Here is a 17,458-nt window from a genome sequence, read left to right as displayed (position 1 = left end):
CGTCAAATACCAAATATCGGATTTCACCGTTATTAAATTACGGTAGCTCGATGAAGACACCTACTAAATTATCAGCTATGAGGAAACTAATTTGTGTTGGGCTTATTTTGGCTATGATTATAGCCATAGGAAGTTGCAGCTATGATGACAGCAACGATTTGGACGTACTGACTCCCAATGACAGTACGCAAACGGCTATAGGAGATAATCTTGATTCTCTTTAGCAGGAAAAAGAATTTCCACGTTTTATTGACCTGATAGATACTCGTAAAAGTCGGTTACTTTTTACTTCTATGCCTTTTTCTAGCCAGTAAAGTGTTCTTCAGTAACATGGCAATGGTCATTGGGCCTACCCCACCTGGAACAGGGGTTATAAAGGATGCTTTTTTAGAAACCTTTTCAAAATCGACATCACCGGTAATGTAATAGCCTCGCTCCCGGGATTCATCCGGTACCCTAGTAATGCCCACATCAATAATTACCGCTCCTTCCTTTACCATATCCGCCTTTAAGAAATGGGGGACGCCTAAGGCTGAAACAATAATATCCGCTTGCAGTGTCAATGCCTTGATATCCTTGGTACGGCTATGCGCCAAAGTAACGGTACAATTTGCCGCTTTCCCCTTTTGACTCATCAGTATGCTAATGGGCCTGCCCACAATATGGCTTCGACCGATGACCACGGCATGCTTACCTTCCGTATCCACTTCGTAACGCCTCAATAATTCCATTATGCCAAAAGGTGTGGCCGAAATAAAAGTTTCCATATCCAGGGCCATTTTACCAAAGTTGGTTGGATGAAAACCATCTACGTCCTTATCAGGATGTACTGCCATTAGTACCTTTTCCTCATCAATGTGTTTGGGTAGAGGCAATTGTACGATATAGCCGTCTATGGTGTCATCCGTATTCAACTGATGTACTTTTTGGAGTAATTCTTCCTCTGAGGTTTCTTCAGGCAAATGGATAAGTGTGGATTCAAAACCGATTTTCTTGCAAGACCTTACCTTACTTCCAACATAGGTTAGGCTAGCTCCATCATTCCCTACAAGTACCGCAGCCAGATGTGGTACTTTTTCACCGCGTTCTTTTATCTGGGCAACCTCAAGGGCTATTTCTTCCTTTATTTTGTTGGAGATTGTTTTTCCGTCAAGAATAGTCATTTATGTAGTATTCGGTAGGCAGTTGCAATTGGTAGTATTCGTATGCAGCAGCAGGTTGCAGTTGCAGTACTAATCTTCCATTACTCCAAACTTGCCCGGATTATTAATCATATAATTTATGAGTCGACCAACTTCTTCACTACGTTCTGTAAGTTGATCATAGACTTTATGGTCTATATAATTGCAAGATTTGGCGAAATCAAGCCAAACTTGGGTTTCTGAATTTTCACCGTCAGAATCGGTTAGCTTACTTATCCAATTCTTAACATATCTTCTCTTGCGATAAGCTTCGGAAATATTGGCACATACAGACCTGGAAGACCTACGGACTTGATCGCAAAGTGAGTAGGTTTCTTCTTTTGGAAATTTTTTTGATACTTCAAAAATGTCCATAGCTAAAGAAAAACCCTTTTTATAACCATCGAGCGTCTTAAAGCTCATTTGCTAAATCTGTTTTTTACTTAATAATCCATTTTATCACTGCAAACTGTCCCTGCCAACTGCTCCTAGTATCTAAATCATCCATCTTTTTTAGCTTAGGAGGCTAACTGTTTTCCGAGTTAGTCGTGAGGACTCCACTCTATCTCAAACCTTTCGCACCGCCCATCATCTGCATCATCTTCTTTCCGCCACCACCTTGCATCATTTTCATCATTTTGCTCATTTGATCAAACTGCTTGAGCAATTGATTTACATCCTGAATGGTTCGGCCGCTACCCAAGGCTATCCTCTTTTTACGACTAGCGTTCAATTTAGAGGGGTTTGAGCGTTCGTCCGGGGTCATGGAATGGATAATAGCCTCGATATGTTTAAAGGCATCATCATCTATATCCATACCTTTTAGTGCCTTACCAGCACCTGGAATCATGCCCATAAGGTCTTTGATGTTGCCCATTTTCTTTATCTGTTGAATCTGGCTCAGGAAATCATCGAACCCGAACCTGTTCTTGGCAATCTTTTTCTGGATTTTCCTTGCCTCTTCTTCATCAAACTGTTCCTGGGCCCGTTCAACCAATGAAATTACATCGCCCATTCCCAAAATACGATCGGCCATACGTGATGGATGGAAAACATCTATTGCTTCCATCTTTTCCCCGGTACCAATGAATTTAATGGGCTTATCCACAACGGATTTTATGGATATAGCCGCACCACCACGGGTATCCCCATCCAACTTGGTAAGGATTACTCCGTCAAAATTCAAGACATCATTAAAGGCCTTTGCCGTGTTTACAGCGTCCTGACCGGTCATGGCATCTACAACAAAAAGGGTCTCTTGCGGTTGTATCGCGGTGTGGATATTTGAGATTTCGGTCATCATTTTCTCGTCGACCGCCAGACGACCGGCAGTATCTATGATGACCACATTGTTCCCATTGGTCTTAGCTTGGGCAATACCAGCTTTGGCAATGGCTACCGGATCGTTGTTCTCCCGATCGGAATATACCTCAACCCCAATCTGTTCCCCTACTATATGCAACTGATCTATGGCCGCAGGGCGGTATACGTCACAAGCTACCAATAGAGGTTTTTTGGATTTTTTATTCTTAAGAAAGTTGGCCAATTTTCCTGAAAACGTAGTTTTACCCGAACCTTGAAGACCAGACATTAGGATTACAGATGGGTTTCCTGACAGGTTGATGCCTTCGGTTTCGCCACCCATAAGTTCCGTAAGTTCGTCCTTTACGATCTTTACCATTAATTGGCCGGGCTGTAGGGTGGTCAGTACATTCTGGCCTAAGGCCTTTTCCTTTACCCTATTCGTAAATTCCTTGGCTATCCTAAAATTGACATCGGCATCCAACAAGGCCCTACGGACCTCTTTGGTGGTCTCCGCAACATTGATTTCGGTTATCTGTCCATGTCCTTTAAGGACATGGAGGGCCTTATCCAGCTTTTCACTTAAATTATCAAACATCGTCTTACATCCTTTTTGAAGAAAAGCAAATTTAAGAATTACCAAGGGAAAGAGGTGGCGTTGAAGGGAAAAATGTAATGAATAGCATAATCCCAACGAAGGTGCGGAAACAAACATGGGACTCTACAAATAGAAACGCTCCAATGAATCTAAGATTCCCAAGGCAACATTCGGGTTACAAAACAAAAAAAGCACCCACCTTTCGGTGGATGCTCTGTTTGGGATATGGGGCAAAAAAGGCTGCTAAATCTTTTCAAAAGTGAGGTAATCGGTACTTCCGTCATCTACACTTGTGTCCCAAAGTTCTATTTTGGAGCTGGTATATTTTAGGATATCCCAATCATCTGCCAATTCCTCAAAACTATCGGGAGAAGCAAAGAAGATATTAAAATCTACATCACTCTCGCTGTCGTCGTCATTACTATTCTCCGATTCTATTACGGACCAGGCACCGGACAGCGACGTACTTCCATTAGTGGCACCTAGGGTTCCATCTGGATTGAAAGTAAAAACATATCCAATGTAATTACTTGTCTCCTCAACATCGGAATCCGCATAGAAAGTTATTTTCCATTCGCCATTGGTCACAATTGCTTTTACCTCTTCCGTGTTGACCACCATAATTTCATCGTCTCCATTGTTCTCATCGGTACTACAAGAGACCAATACAAAACTCAATACCAGTAGGTTAACAATTCTCTTCATGGGTTCATGTTTGTAGGGGTAAAAGGAAATCCCCGATGCTAAGACATCGGGGATCCTTAAATATTTACTGTTTCCTTTCAAAGACCAAAGTGGTAATACTTTCGTCGTCTCCGCTAATATCTTTCAGTTCGATACGATTACCATCCTCGGAGATGGATACAAAATCCCAATCTTCCGTCAATTCCCCAAGTGGGTCGGTATCTCCTAAGTTAAGATATACCTTCAACTTACCATCACTGTTTCTTATAACCCTCCACAATCCTGGTAAAGTAGGTCCGGTATCACCGGTTGTAACGGCTATCATATGCTCCGCTTGAAATGCAAAGGTATATGCGGCGTAGTTATCGGTTTCATCAAAATCCCCTTCGGAATATTGGGCCACCATCCATTCACCGCCCATCATAACATTTCTAATTTCAGGAACATCACCATCATTGGCATTATCGTTACATACGCGTTGCAATATCAATTCATAATCGATTTCAGGAATTTCAAACTTTAACCTGTCGTCCTTAAGATCGGCTATGGGCCATTCAAAACTCACACCAGGCTCCTGACCAATATTGATTGCCATCACCAATCTTTCCTGTGCGTTCATGGTAATCTCCCAAGTACCTTCGGAAACCATATCGCCATTGGATAATGTTACTATACCTTCTGGCATGAATTGGAACTCATAACCTAGCAGCCTCCTAATTTCCTCATTATCGACCACTACTTTTTTAATGATCCAGCTACATTCCTTTAGTATTTCACGAAGACCATCAGGATTGGTATCATCTTCACATCGTTGTTGCATAATGATCCTGTTCCCCTCACCAGCATATAATTTAATCTTATGCTCTTCAATTTCATAGACCAACCATTCCAAGCTAAAGTCTACCAGAACATCAAACTCCATCTTTAAAAGGGCACCATCATCACTTGCACGGGTACTCCAAGTTCCCTCTAAGTTGTTACCTTCTCTATCCTTAACGGTTACGGAACCATCTTCCTTGAAATTCATCAGGTATTCAAAATACTGATCGGTTTGGTCTGTACCGTCCCTTTTTACTTCTTTAACCAACCAGGAACATTGCGTTAAACAGAAATCCAATCGTTCCTCATCAAAATCATCGTCATTGTAATCGTTGTCATCGTCCTCATCACAGGCCTCTTTGGCATTCTCGATGGCGTTCGCCAATTCTGCATTGGAATCAACAACTATTTCCGTACCATCAAACAATTTTAAGGTCACGGGAAATTGAATACTGATCAGGTCTTCTTCATCCAATCCGGCGAAAAAACGTCTCATTTCCATATCGCTCTCCACAGCGACATTTCCGGTTTGTTGTTTGTTGATGTCAAAGGTGAACAAAGTAATAGGATATACAAAGTCTATACACTCTATATCGTCATCATCGCCGCCTTCAATACATTTCTCCGCCCATTCGCGTAAATCGCCCTCGCCATTAATGGTTATCTCTGTAAAATCTCCCAAGGTAATGGTAATGGGAAAAAGGATTTCCAAAATATCCTCATCATCGTCCAGGGCATCAAAAATTTCTTCGATCAGCTCAAGGTCCTTTACTTCGTTGATGGTCAATTCCAATCCATTTACCTCAACGGTATATGGGAAACGGACGTTAAAGCAACTAGAACCATCCACAATATTATCAAAAGATCCATCATTGGAAACGGTCTTTTCTACGAGTTGTGCCGTAGAAGAACTTGCCATAATGGTTTCTTGTTCATTCTCTCCTGGGAGTTCCTCATATTCCGTTTGGCAGGAAGAAAAAGTGAGCGCTATCATAAGTAGGCTGGTGTACAGTGTGTAATTCAAAAACTTTCTCATAACGATTTGGATTTTTTTGTTCGTTCGTCATTAAAACAACCCATTTGAAAAATACCCTACTTTATTTTCAATTTTTTCAAATATCTTTGATGTAAAACCAACCTATTGAAAACTGAATCCCAGGACAATGTATGTGAGGAAGCGGTGTTTAGTTCGCTCTTCAAATCTAATTCCAAAACGGTTTTTAACTATATATATTATAAGTTCGGGAATGAAGAGAAGGCCTATGATGCCGTTCAGGAGGCTTTCTTAAAACTTTGGGAAAACTGTGCCAAGGTTAGCCCGGAAAAGGCAAAGTCCTATGTATATACCGTTGCCAATAACCTTTACCTTAATGTCATCAAAGCCGAAAAGGTACGTCTAAAATATGCGGACAAAACATTGAACAGTACCAATGAGTCGCCGGAATTCCTAATGGAGGAAAACCAATTTAAGCAGAAATTGGACCAAGCGTTGGCCAGTTTGCCGGAGAACCAACGTACCGTTTTTTTGTTGAATCGAATCGATGGAAAAAAATATGCGGAAATCGCCGAAATGGAAGGAGTAAGTGTAAAGGCTATAGAAAAAAGGATGCATTTGGCATTGAAGACGCTCCGTGAACAGATCGATGGGGTTTGAGGTTTGAGGTTTGAGGTTTGAGGTTTGAGGTTTGAGGTTTGAGGTTTGAGGTTAAGATGTGAAAAATTTCCATGTTGAATTTGAAAATCACATGCCTTGTTATACTAAAATTATGAACAACCGGACATAAAAATCGATAACCCAGTCCCAAACCAAAGTAGGGTTTTTTGGTAGTAAATTGTTATTAAGGTGTAAAGCTAGAAATCATGCAAGAAAATTACTTGGCAAAATGGCTCAACAATGAACTTTCCGAGGAGGAACTCGCGGAATTTAAAAAGTCCGACGAGTATACCACCTACCGGAAGATTCTTGAGGCTTCCGGTACATTGGAAGGTCCTGATTTCAATATGGACCAAGCATTTACCGCTTTGAAGAACAAGCGTGAATTGGAAACACCAAAAGTGGTGCAATTACATCCTTTCCGAAAGTTCCTTAGGGTAGCGGCGGCCATTGCCGTATTGATGGTTACTTCATACTTCTATTTGAATTCCCTGGATGAGAATGTTTCTACTCAATTTGCAGAGAATAAAGAAGTTGTGCTCCCGGACAATTCAGAAATTGTATTGAACGCCGATTCTGAAATTTCCTATAGCGAGAAAGCTTGGGATAAAGAACGTAACATTGCCTTAAGGGGTGAGGCCTTTTTTAAGGTGGCCAAGGGAAAACGTTTCACCGTTTCCACAGATGGCGGTACCGTAGCTGTTTTGGGCACACAATTTAATGTGGAGAACCGCAATGGTTTTTTTGAGGTAACCTGTTATGAAGGGTTGGTAAGCGTTACTTTTAATGGCAAGGAAACCAAACTTCCTGCTGGAGATTCCTTTCTGGCCATAAATGGGAAGATTGCCAAGGGTAAAGTGGTCGACATTTCCTACCCTTCCTGGATGAGTGACGAAAGTTCCTTTAAGAGTATTCCGTTACAATATGTTTTGGATGAGTTTGAAAGACAGCACAATATTACCGTTGAAACCAAAAATATCGATTTAAATCAATTATATACTGGCACTTTTAGCAACACAAATGCAGATTTGGCGTTACAGAGTATAAGTGTTCCTTCTCAAATAAAGTTTAAATTAGAGGGGAATAAAGTGCTATTCTATGCTGAAAACGCACCCTAAACGCCTTACATTCTTTTTTTCTTTCTTACTGTTTCTGGTTTTCGTACAAAACGGAATTGGCCAGGATAGAGCGGGCACAGCAGAACCGTTGATTTCGTATCTCCAAATCCTGGAAAGTCGGTTCGAAATCAAATTTTCCTATGTGGACGAGGATATCAGAAATCTTCAGATCATTGTTCCGGAAACTAATGAACTTCAGAAAATCCTTTCCGAAATTCAGGCTCAGACCCAGCTAAAAATTCAGCAGCTTAACGAGCGATATTATACGCTTACCCAGAGTAGCACCGTAGACATTTGTGCCACGGTATTGGACAACTTTAAACAAAATACGGTCATGGGAGCGACCGTTAAGGTATTGGATTCCGAAGTTGCCGTCATCACTGATCTGGATGGAACTTTTTCATTGACCAATATTCCTAGAAAGGCCGTATTGGAAATTAAGCATTTGGGATTTAAGACCCTGTTTATAAAGGCAGAGGAATTGACCGCTACCCACCCTTGTAAAACGTTGTTATTGGCCCAGTTCTATCAACAGCTGGACGAGGTAATCGTTTACCAGTTCCTTACCACGGGAATCGTAAAGGAGTCCGATGGGAGCATCCAAATGAATACTGCCGAATTTGGTATCCTTCCCGGTTTGATAGAACCGGATGTACTGCAGACCGTGCAAGCCTTACCGGGAATTAAAAGTATAGATGAAACCGTTTCGGACATCAATATCCGTGGGGGCACCAACGATCAGAACCTCATGCTTTGGGATGGTATTAAAATGTATCAGTCCGGTCATTTTTTTGGACTCATTTCCGCATTTAACCCCTATCTGACCGATAGAATCACCCTCATTAAAAATGGGACTTCGGCCCAATACGGGGATGGTGTCAGTGGAGTTTTGGATATGCGTACCAAAAATGAGATTACCGATGCTTTTACCGGGGGTGCAGGGGTAAATCTTATTGGAGGGGATGTATACGGTCAATTACCCTTATCCGATAAATTAGGCTTTCAGTTCTCCGCACGGCGTTCCCTTACCGATTTTTTGGAAACCCCTACCTATGGCCAATTTGTAAACCGTGTTTTTCAGGACACGCGTGTAACACAAAATAGCGACTTTTATTTTTATGATTTTACAGGGAAGCTACTTTATGACATTAATCCAGATCAGAAAGTACGCCTAAGCTTTATCAATATCAACAATCGGTTGGATTATCAGGAAACCAATACCGACAGTTTTAGAAGTTCGGAAAGTACCTTGGATCAAACCAACCTTTCTTTTGGTGGAAGCCTGGAAAGCCATTGGACGGATCAATTCTCATCCCATCTTAACCTGTACTATACCAATTATAATCTGGATGCCGAAAACAGTACCGCAAATGGCCAACAGATACTTTTCCAAAACAATGAAGTGATAGAAACAGCCTTGAAATTGAATACCAATTTCCAAGTTAATGAGACTCTGAATTGGCTAAATGGGTATCAACTTACAGAAACCGGTATCCGAAATGCCACCAATGTTAGTCAACCCCAATTTACCAGTAATATTAAGGGCGTACTAAGGACCCACTCGCTATTTTCCGAAATCGAATACAAATCCCAAAATAACAAGTTGATGGCTAGAGGAGGTGCCCGTCTTAATTATATCAAGGATTTGGAAACATTTGACACTTTTGAGGAGCTAATCATAGAACCCCGTTTAAATATCAACTATGCTTTAAGCAAACATTTGAATACCCAGATTCTGGGGGAGTTCAAGAGCCAGGCTACCAATCAGGTGATTGATTTGGAGCAGAATTTTTTGGGCATAGAAAAGCGCCGCTGGATATTATCCGATAATGATTCCCTACCTATAACCCGAAGTAAACAGGCTTCCATCGGCCTTAATTACGATCATCCAAAGCTCTATGTTGGGGTAGAAGCCTTTTATAAGGAGGTAAAGGGAATCAGTACCGAAACACAAGGTTTTCAGAACCAAAACCAATTTGATGGAGAAATAGGACAGTACGAGGTAAAGGGAATAGAATTCTTGATCAACAAAAAGACCAATGATTATAGTGTTTGGTTAAGCTATACCTATAACTTTAATAGATATGCCTTTCCGGACATAAATCCGACAGAGTTCCCCAACAATTTTGACATTCGGCATAACCTCACCTTTGCTGGCACCTATACCTATAATGATTTCAAGTTTGGCATAGGTCTAAATTATCGTACAGGACGGCCTTTTACAGAACCTGATCCAGATAATCCCATAGATACCACCTTTTTTCCGTTTCGGGTCAACTTTCAAAATCCCAATAGCAGTAGATTGCCAGAGTACCTAAGAGCAGATGCATCCGCAGTATACGAATTTGACCTGAGCCGAAGGTTCAAAGCTTCGGTCGGGGCTTCCATATTGAATTTTACGGATCGCAGAAATATCCTCAACACCTATTACCGCATCAATGACTCTGGCGAAGTAGAAGCTATTGAAAATGTTTCCTTGGGCATTACCCCTAATTTTAGTTTCCGGGTACGGTTTTAATAGGTAAGGTATGATAGGGAATTTAATTCCGTTGGCTGTTGACTCTATGGGAATTGAAACGGTGTAAATCTACTTCCGCATTCGGATTTTCTTCAGAACATGAAATGTTCAGGATAATGGCACACATGAAGAAATAGAATAATTATTTAGTAACAGTGTTGAATTTTAGTTTGTGAATTTGTAGGATATTTACATTATACTATATTCGACAATAGTAATAATTTTGATTTTTATAGAATTTGTTCTAAGTCACTTCCATATTATCACTGAAGAATCATTGTTCCGGAAGAGTCTTAAATAAAGAAAGATAAAGTGAGGTGTCAATATTAATGAAGTCCAAACTTATGTTGATAGAACAAATTCAATATTCAGTTTTGATTAAGAAATCAAACCCAACTATATGCAAACACGTTTGGTACTAAACGTGCTACATCTTTAATCGTAGACAATGGATAATAAGGACAAAATCGAGCATCTTAGAAGTGAGCTTGAAAAACTTTTGAAAAGACAAAATGATATTTCCGAGGATATCAATAGTTTACGTGTTGAAATAGACAAACTACACAATTCTGAGACGAGACAAGAAGATAAGGCCTTACCACGGGACTACATGACCGGGGTAAAGCCAAATCAAGACCTTTCTTCCCCGAAAAAAGAGATTGAAAGTGGATTACTGGGCAGAACTACTCCTGAAGTAAACGAGTCCCAAAAGATTCAATCAAATCTTGAGAAATTCATTGGAGAAAACCTAATTAACAAGATTGGAATTGCAGTAACGGTAATTGGAATAGCCTTAGGTGCAAAGTACTCAATCGAACATGATTTGGTTAGCCCACTCGTGAGGATTATCTTAGGGTACCTATCTGGAATTGTACTTTTGGGTTTTGGTTTTAAATTAAGGAAAACGTACAAGAATTATAGTGCCGTACTTGTTAGTGGTGCTATTTCTATCTTGTATTTCATTACCTACTTCGCCTATAATTCCTATGGCCTGTTTCCCCAAATGACTGCATTTTTATTGATGGTGATATTTACAATATTTTCAGTTTTTGTTGCAATCAACTACAATAAACAAGTAATCGCACATATAGGTCTTGTTGGGGGGTATGCGGTTCCATTCTTACTGAATGAAGGCTCCGGAGAAGCGGTAACACTCTTTAGTTACATTACGATAATCAACACAGGTATTCTAATTATTTCATTCAAAAAATATTGGAAATCACTTTTTTATTCTTCGTTTGGGTTCACATGGCTCATCTTCTTTTTATGGTACTTATCAAGATATCGGGTAGATGAGCATTTTGGCCAATCACTAATCTTCTTATGTATATTCTTTATAACATTTTATCTTACGTTTCTTACCTATAAATTAATAAAAAAAGAAGAATTCAGGATTGAAAATATTATTTTATTACTGTTAAACTCCTTTATTTTTTATGGTATTGGATATGCTATTTTGGGCGACCATCAAGTAGGCCAACAATTATTAGGGGTTTTCACCATTTGTAATGCAATCATACATTTCCTTGTTAGTATCTTGATTTACCGGCAAAGAATTATTGATAGAAACATATCTTATTTTGTTTCGGGTATTGCACTCGTATTTGTTTCCATCACAATTCCTATTCAATTGGATGGCAACTGGGTAACTCTCTTATGGGCAGGAGAAGCTGCATTATTGTTTTGGATCGGTAGAAGAAATAGTACTTACATCTATGAAAAGTTATCTTACTTTTTGATGTTTTTAGCCTTTTTTAGCAACCTCCAAGACTGGGCAACCATGTACGGGACGTACAAAGCTGAAAGTACAAATCTAAGAATTAAGCCTTTACTTAATATCAATTTTCTATCATCCCTATTAGTCTCAGCCGCCTTTGGTTTTATAAACCTCGTAAATAGAAGTAAGAAATACTCTTCCTATCTAAATCCTCAGAGACGACTTTCAAAAATTATATCGTTTTCTATTCCAGCATTTTTTTTGTTTACCCTTTACGGTGCCTTTCATTTGGAAATAGCAAATTTTTGGGATCAACAATTTGTGGATTCGACAATAACAATCGGCGAAGAAGACGTGCAATATCACGGTTTATATAAAAACCATGATTTATTGAGATTTAAAACCATATGGCTTATTAATTATACTTTGTTCTTTGTTTCTACTTTATCTTTTTTGAATATAAGAAAATTAAAGGAAAGATCATTGGGCACAGTTAATCTTTGCCTAATCGTATTGTCCGTTGTAATCTTTTTGACTCTCGGACTTCATGCACTTAGCGAGTTGCGCATAAGCTATCTGGAACAGACATTATCGCAATACTACCAAAGAGGCATCGGCAATATCAGTTTAAGATATATCTCTTTGGCATTTGTGGCTTTGGCACTTTTTATGAGCCATAAATATATAGGTCAGGATTTCTTAAAACGAAATTTCCGAATTCCTTTTGATTTTTTTCTTCATACTTCAATCCTATGGGTTTTGAGTAGCGAATTAATCAACTGGACCGATATAATGGAATCCACGCAATACCAAAAGCTTGGATTAAGTATTCTTTGGGGGAGTTATTCATTTTGGCTTATTGTATTGGGCATTTGGAAAAAGAAAAAGTATTTACGCATTGGAGCTATTACACTTTTTGCCGCTACGCTGTTAAAACTTTTTATATATGATATTTCTCATCTCGACACGTTTAAAAAAGCAATTGTATTTGTTTTGTTAGGAATTTTGCTTTTGATAAGTTCATTTCTTTACAACAAGTACAAACATATAATATCCGAGACAAAGAAAAATTAAAATATCCGTTTGATTAACTATTTCAAAGACATCTCATTTACTCAATTGCCCTGACTCCATTTATTTCTTTTCTTATGGAAAAGTATGTTCCTTGAACTCCTTAGAGGAGATGCCTCAACGGTTTATGAATTCGACTTAAGCAGAGAGCCCAAAACCTCCATAGGAGTGTTAGTATTAACCTTACGGTCCGATAATTAAGATTACTGCCAAAATTCCCATAAATATGTATATATCTTGGACATGTGTTGTAAATATTTTTTACATTGAAAGTTCTTTATTTTAAAAAAATTAGTCATAAGTAATTGTTTTTAAGCCGTTTAGTAATATGGCATAATTCTAGCTTGTGGAAACAGAAGGGATTATCATTTCCTTTTATTTAAGTCAATTGAATCATGCTAAAGAGCTATTTCATCCTCTTTTTCCGCAACCTTCGAAGGCAAAAATTGTTCTCAAGTATAAACTTGATTGGGCTTACCATGGGAATAGTAAGCACTCTTGTTATCTATTTGTACGTCCGTGATGATTTTAGCCATGACCGTTTTCATAAAAATGCCAATCGAATTTATCGTGTTAATCAAACCAATATCTGGAATGAAAATGACCCAAGGCAATTGGCGCGGACCGGACCCGGTGTAGTGGACGCATTGAAATCTGAACTTCCTGAGGTAGAGAGTATTACCAGTATCCATACCGCAGGAAATTTCCTGGTGTCCTATGAAAATCCTTCTCAAAAAGTGATTGCCTATGATCAGGAAAATGTCCTCGCCGCTGAATCGAATTTCTTTGAGATGTTCAGTTTTCAGATGGTGAAGGGTAGTCCAGGATCATGTTTACTTCAACCACAAAGTGTCGTAATTACCGAATCGACAGCACTTAAGTATTTTGGGGATGAAGAGCCCTTGGGCAAGCTTTTGGAGCTATCCACGGACCAAAACTCCAAGGCTTTTGAGGTAACCGGAGTAATCAGGGATGCCCCCAGTAGTTCCTATATCGATTTTGACATGCTATTGTCGATGAACAGTTTTCCTAAAGTAAAGGAGAATAGCTGGAGTTGGATATGGACACAATTGGAGACGTTTGTCCTAATTGATAAAAACGCGGACATTGAAGATGTTCGAGCAAAGTTAGGGTTAATTCCACCTAAGTATGCAGAAACCACTTTGCAGAAAGCCATGAATATGTCTTTTGATGAATACCTCAAAACAGGAAAGTCATGGGAACTCTATCTGCAACCTTTGACACAGATCCATTTGTACTCTGACGATGTCGTTGGAAATTCCAACATCGTAGGAAATCTCAAAATTGTCTATGTTCTCGCTTGCTCGGCAATTTTCATCCTTCTCTTATCATGCATCAACTTTGTTAACCTCTCAATTGCTCAATTTACAAGAAGAATTAAGGAAGTCGGTATTCGCAAAGTGTTAGGGATAGGCGGGAAAGAATTAGTGTTTGGATATTTCATTGAGGCGTTTTTGTTTTGTTTATTTGCTCTTGCAATCGCTCTAACTTTCACCAAGATCGTGCTTCCTTGGTTCAGTCAACTCACTGGTAAAACTCTCGAGATGAATTTAGGGCAGGATACGGGATTGACAGTGCTCATGATTTTCTTACTGTTCATTTTGAGCGCGTTCTCAAGTAGTCTACCCACATTATTCTTGAAAACTTTTAGTCCTTTGGATGCTATCAATGGAAAACTTTCTGGTGGAGAAAGGGGTAAGGGATTTAGAAATGCATTGGTTGTTCTTCAGTTTACGGTATCAATAATACTTATTATATGCACAGCCATTGTGTTCCAACAACTCCATTTTCTTTCGGAGAAAGACTTGGGTTTCAATAAGGAAAATCTCTTGGTCATCGATCATGTTGATCGTGTTGGAAGTGGTGCCGCCTTTACAAATGAAATCTCTAATATTCCAGGAGTTCTAAATACCTCATTTTGTGCACAACTACCTTTAAGTATGGGCAATGACGCTTTTAGACCGGAGAATGGCGGCGACAAGGATTTTATACTCAATTTTGCGGCAGCTGACGAAAATTACCTTTCCACTTTGGGAGCCCAGCTTATTATTGGAAACGATTTCGACCTTGATAATCCCAAGGCAGATGGAGTAATACTAAATAAAACGGCTATCAAAGCACTGGGATGGAAGATGGACGAATCCGTTATTGGAAAAATAATAGACTATCCCAATGAGTTTACACAATTTGAAGTAATCGGCGTAGTGCAAGACTATCAGTTCAGCTTGTTGGAAAAACAGGTTGAACCTATGGGGATATTCAATATCGAAAGTAAGGTCTATAGTCCGAAAAAATTTGCCTTGGTTCGTATCGCTCCACAAAATGGCAAGGCTTGGGCCTCTATTTTTGGTTCCCTTAAAACTATTTGGAAAGAACATATGGGAGACTTACCGTTCAAATATGAATTCATTGACCAAACCTTTGCTGCAAAATTACAGTCCAAACAACAATTTGGAAGCTCACTATTAATTATGGCAGGCCTTGCGCTATTAATTGCCTGTCTTGGGTTGTTAGGGATGATTATTTATACCCTGGAACTCCGTACGAAAGAAATCGGGACCCGCAAAATATTGGGTGCCTCCATCTTTAATATATTAATACTTATTTCACGAGGGTATACCAAACTGGTAATTGTGGCCTTTGTTATCGGTGCTCCGCTTTCTTACTGGCTCGTTCAGCAATGGCTTCAGGATTTTGGAAATAGAATTACGCCCTCGATCTGGGTTTTCGCCTTAGCAGGCATAGGCACTTTAATGTTTTCGTTTCTGGTTACTGGTTACCATTCGGTTAAAGCTGCAATTACCAATCCAATTGAGGCGTTGAAAGACGAGTAATAATTGTTTTGGAAGTCAATTTTAAAATACTCCGGGCAAAAGAAAACTAACCGACCTTAAGACCTGCCAGGTTTCAAAAAACTGGCAGGTCCACCCTTAATACTGCTTTGGCTCTATTGACCTACATCCGATCTGGTACTTGTATGCCCAATAGCTGGAATGCCGATTGGATGACCTCCCCTACTTTTTTGGACAAACGTACCCTAAGTATTTTTTTGTTTTCATCAGCCTCCCCGAGAATGGAGACCTGTTGATAGAACGAATTGAATTCCTTGACCAAATAGTACACATAATTGGCAATAAGGGCAGGGCTGTAGTTTTCCGCTGCGAGATCAATTACTTCTGGGAATAGTTGAATCAGTTTGATCAATTCTTTTTCCTTGGGATGCAACTCTTCGACTGCCTGCCCGACAAAGTCATTTAGGTGGGCACTCGGAGTGATACCCTGATTTGAATCGGCCTTACGCAGTATGGACTGTATCCGCGCATAGGTATACTGGATAAAAGGTCCTGTATTCCCCTGAAAATCCACCGATTCCTGTGGGTCAAAAAGAATACGTTTTTTTGGGTCTACCTTTAGAATATAGTACTTTAATGCCCCAAGCCCTATGATGCGGTACAGGTCCTGTTTTTCGGCATCCGAATAACCCTCCAGTTTTCCTAGTTCTTCCGATAGTTGGGCCGCAGTTTGCGTCATATCTTCCATCAGCTCATCGGCATCTACTACTGTCCCCTCCCTACTCTTCATTTTTCCACTGGGAAGGTCTACCATTCCATAGCTAAGATGATATAAGTTTTTGGCCCAGGAAAATCCCAGTTTTTTTAAAATCAGGAAGAGCACCTTAAAATGGTAGTCCTGCTCATTGCCAACAGTATATACCATCCCATTAATATCCGGATAATCCTTTACCCGTTGTATGGCCGTACCGATGTCCTGGGTCATATAGACGGCCGTACCATCAGATCGTAAAACAATTTTTTCGTCAAGGCCCTCATCGGTAAGATCGATCCAAACACTACCATCATCCTTTTTATAAAAAACTCCTTTTCTAAGTCCGTCTTCTACCACATCCTTCCCCAACAAATAAGTATCGCTTTCATAATAGAGTTTATCAAAATCTACCCCAAGATTTTTGTAGGTTTCCTCAAAACCGCTATAGACCCAGCCATTCATAGTGGTCCAAAGATCAACCACCGCATCATCCCCGGCCTCCCATTTGCGAAGCATTTCTTGGGCTTCCAATAAAATAGGTGCCTCTTTTTCAGCCTTGTCCTTTTCAATTCCCCGAGCCGTCAATTCGCCAATTTCGGCCTTGTATGCCTTATCGAAGGCCACATAATACTTCCCCACTAGTTGATCGCCCTTCAAACCGGTAGTTTCCGGTGTCTCCCCATTACCAAAGCGTTGCCAGGCCAACATGCTTTTACAGATATGGATGCCCCGGTCATTAATAATCTGGGTCTTGTATACCTTTTTACCGGAGGCCTTCAAAATTTCCGCCACGGAGTAGCCCAGTAAATTGTTTCGGATATGCCCTAAGTGCAAGGGTTTGTTGGTATTGGGAGAAGAGTATTCCACCATAATCGCATCGGTATCCCCGTTAACCGCATAACCGTAGTTTTCCGTTTCATAAATAGAATCAAAAAAGTGGAGATAAAAAGCATCGTCGATAATCAAATTCAAAAATCCTTTGATTACATTAAAACCCGAGACCTCCTTCACTTGCTCTTCCAAAAATGTCCCGATTTGCTTTCCAATTTGCTCAGGGTTTCCCTTTATATGGCGTAACATGGGAAAAACAACCACGGTAATATCGCCCTCAAAATCCTTTCGGGTAGGCTGAAATTCCACGGAAGGCAGCTCAATATCAAAAATGGATTTTACGGCTTCCTTTACCTTGGCCTTTAAAATGCTTTGTATATCCATCAAAACTTGGGTTA

12 protein-coding genes are annotated in these 17,458 nt (G+C 39.8%); 6 read left to right on the top strand and 6 right to left on the bottom strand.

Translation table 11 applies throughout. From position 1 onward, the window contains the following. Positions 1-77: 77 nt before the first annotated feature. A complete protein-coding gene (locus tag D7Z94_RS25660; RefSeq protein WP_158594651.1) occupies positions 78-224 on the top strand; it encodes a hypothetical protein in 147 nt (48 codons plus the stop codon). Positions 225-278: 54 nt separating this feature from the next. Here the strand turns inward: D7Z94_RS25660 and folD are convergent, their stop codons facing one another. From folD to D7Z94_RS15620, 5 genes are all read right to left on the bottom strand, one after another. Further along, positions 279-1,163 carry a bifunctional methylenetetrahydrofolate dehydrogenase/methenyltetrahydrofolate cyclohydrolase FolD gene (gene folD, locus D7Z94_RS15640; RefSeq protein ID WP_120712524.1) on the bottom strand — a complete coding sequence of 295 codons (885 nt, stop codon included), beginning with the start codon at positions 1,161-1,163 and terminating at the stop codon, positions 279-281. 69 nt (positions 1,164-1,232) lie between these two features. Further along, on the bottom strand, positions 1,233-1,604 hold the full coding sequence (locus D7Z94_RS15635) for a four helix bundle protein (protein WP_120712523.1): 372 nt from the start codon (positions 1,602-1,604) through the stop codon (positions 1,233-1,235). Positions 1,605-1,743: 139 nt separating this feature from the next. Further along, positions 1,744-3,081: a signal recognition particle protein gene (gene ffh / locus D7Z94_RS15630; protein WP_120713160.1), complete on the bottom strand. Its 1,338-nt coding sequence runs from the start codon at positions 3,079-3,081 to the stop codon at positions 1,744-1,746. A gap of 243 nt (positions 3,082-3,324) precedes the next feature. After that, the gene (locus tag D7Z94_RS15625; protein ID WP_120713159.1) at positions 3,325-3,786 is read right to left on the bottom strand and encodes a hypothetical protein; all 462 of its coding nucleotides are present in this window, start codon (positions 3,784-3,786) and stop codon (positions 3,325-3,327) included. Positions 3,787-3,850: 64 nt separating this feature from the next. After that, the gene (locus D7Z94_RS15620) at positions 3,851-5,620 is read right to left on the bottom strand and encodes a hypothetical protein (protein ID WP_120712522.1); all 1,770 of its coding nucleotides are present in this window, start codon (positions 5,618-5,620) and stop codon (positions 3,851-3,853) included. A 105-nt stretch (positions 5,621-5,725) separates the two neighbouring features. Between D7Z94_RS15620 and D7Z94_RS15615 the strand changes: the two genes are divergently transcribed. From D7Z94_RS15615 to D7Z94_RS15595, 5 genes are all read left to right on the top strand, one after another. Further along, positions 5,726-6,238: an RNA polymerase sigma factor gene (locus D7Z94_RS15615; protein ID WP_120712521.1), complete on the top strand. Its 513-nt coding sequence runs from the start codon at positions 5,726-5,728 to the stop codon at positions 6,236-6,238. A 206-nt stretch (positions 6,239-6,444) separates the two neighbouring features. Then, complete coding sequence (locus D7Z94_RS15610; RefSeq protein WP_120712520.1) at positions 6,445-7,356, top strand: FecR family protein; 912 nt, start codon at positions 6,445-6,447, stop codon at positions 7,354-7,356. Then, positions 7,337-9,874 carry a TonB-dependent receptor gene (locus D7Z94_RS15605; RefSeq protein ID WP_120712519.1) on the top strand — a complete coding sequence of 846 codons (2,538 nt, stop codon included), beginning with the start codon at positions 7,337-7,339 and terminating at the stop codon, positions 9,872-9,874. Before D7Z94_RS15610 ends, D7Z94_RS15605 begins: the two co-directional genes overlap by 20 nt. 448 nt (positions 9,875-10,322) lie before the next feature. Further along, positions 10,323-12,665, top strand: coding sequence for a DUF2339 domain-containing protein (locus D7Z94_RS15600; RefSeq protein ID WP_120712518.1), 2,343 nt, complete (start codon positions 10,323-10,325; stop codon positions 12,663-12,665). A gap of 392 nt (positions 12,666-13,057) precedes the next feature. Next, complete coding sequence (locus D7Z94_RS15595) at positions 13,058-15,517, top strand: ABC transporter permease (RefSeq protein WP_120712517.1); 2,460 nt, start codon at positions 13,058-13,060, stop codon at positions 15,515-15,517. A gap of 121 nt (positions 15,518-15,638) precedes the next feature. Here D7Z94_RS15595 and argS read toward each other — a convergent pair whose 3' ends face one another. Beyond that, the gene (gene argS / locus D7Z94_RS15590) at positions 15,639-17,444 is read right to left on the bottom strand and encodes an arginine--tRNA ligase (protein ID WP_120712516.1); all 1,806 of its coding nucleotides are present in this window, start codon (positions 17,442-17,444) and stop codon (positions 15,639-15,641) included. Positions 17,445-17,458: the final 14 nt, after the last annotated feature.

The sequence above is a fragment of the Ulvibacterium marinum genome (genome assembly GCF_003626755.1).
Classification (GTDB): domain Bacteria; phylum Bacteroidota; class Bacteroidia; order Flavobacteriales; family Flavobacteriaceae; genus Ulvibacterium; species Ulvibacterium marinum.
The sequence above is the reverse complement of the archived record's forward strand: the minus strand, read 5'-3'. Positions and strand labels throughout refer to the sequence as shown.

Excerpts from the sequence above, each read along its gene's own strand:
- D7Z94_RS25660 (WP_158594651.1), top strand. The coding sequence starts at position 78 with ATGAGGAAACTAATTTGTGTTGGGCTTATTTTGGCTATGATTATAGCC.
- D7Z94_RS15625 (WP_120713159.1), bottom strand. The coding sequence starts at position 3,786 with ATGAAGAGAATTGTTAACCTACTGGTATTGAGTTTTGTATTGGTCTCT.
- D7Z94_RS15605 (WP_120712519.1), top strand. The coding sequence starts at position 7,337 with ATGCTGAAAACGCACCCTAAACGCCTTACATTCTTTTTTTCTTTCTTA.
- D7Z94_RS15600 (WP_120712518.1), top strand. The coding sequence starts at position 10,323 with ATGGATAATAAGGACAAAATCGAGCATCTTAGAAGTGAGCTTGAAAAA.
- D7Z94_RS15595 (WP_120712517.1), top strand. The coding sequence starts at position 13,058 with ATGCTAAAGAGCTATTTCATCCTCTTTTTCCGCAACCTTCGAAGGCAA.
- D7Z94_RS15610 (WP_120712520.1), top strand. The coding sequence starts at position 6,445 with ATGCAAGAAAATTACTTGGCAAAATGGCTCAACAATGAACTTTCCGAG.
- ffh (WP_120713160.1), bottom strand. The coding sequence starts at position 3,081 with ATGTTTGATAATTTAAGTGAAAAGCTGGATAAGGCCCTCCATGTCCTT.
- D7Z94_RS15635 (WP_120712523.1), bottom strand. The coding sequence starts at position 1,604 with ATGAGCTTTAAGACGCTCGATGGTTATAAAAAGGGTTTTTCTTTAGCT.
- folD (WP_120712524.1), bottom strand. The coding sequence starts at position 1,163 with ATGACTATTCTTGACGGAAAAACAATCTCCAACAAAATAAAGGAAGAA.
- D7Z94_RS15620 (WP_120712522.1), bottom strand. The coding sequence starts at position 5,620 with ATGAGAAAGTTTTTGAATTACACACTGTACACCAGCCTACTTATGATA.
- argS (WP_120712516.1), bottom strand. The coding sequence starts at position 17,444 with ATGGATATACAAAGCATTTTAAAGGCCAAGGTAAAGGAAGCCGTAAAA.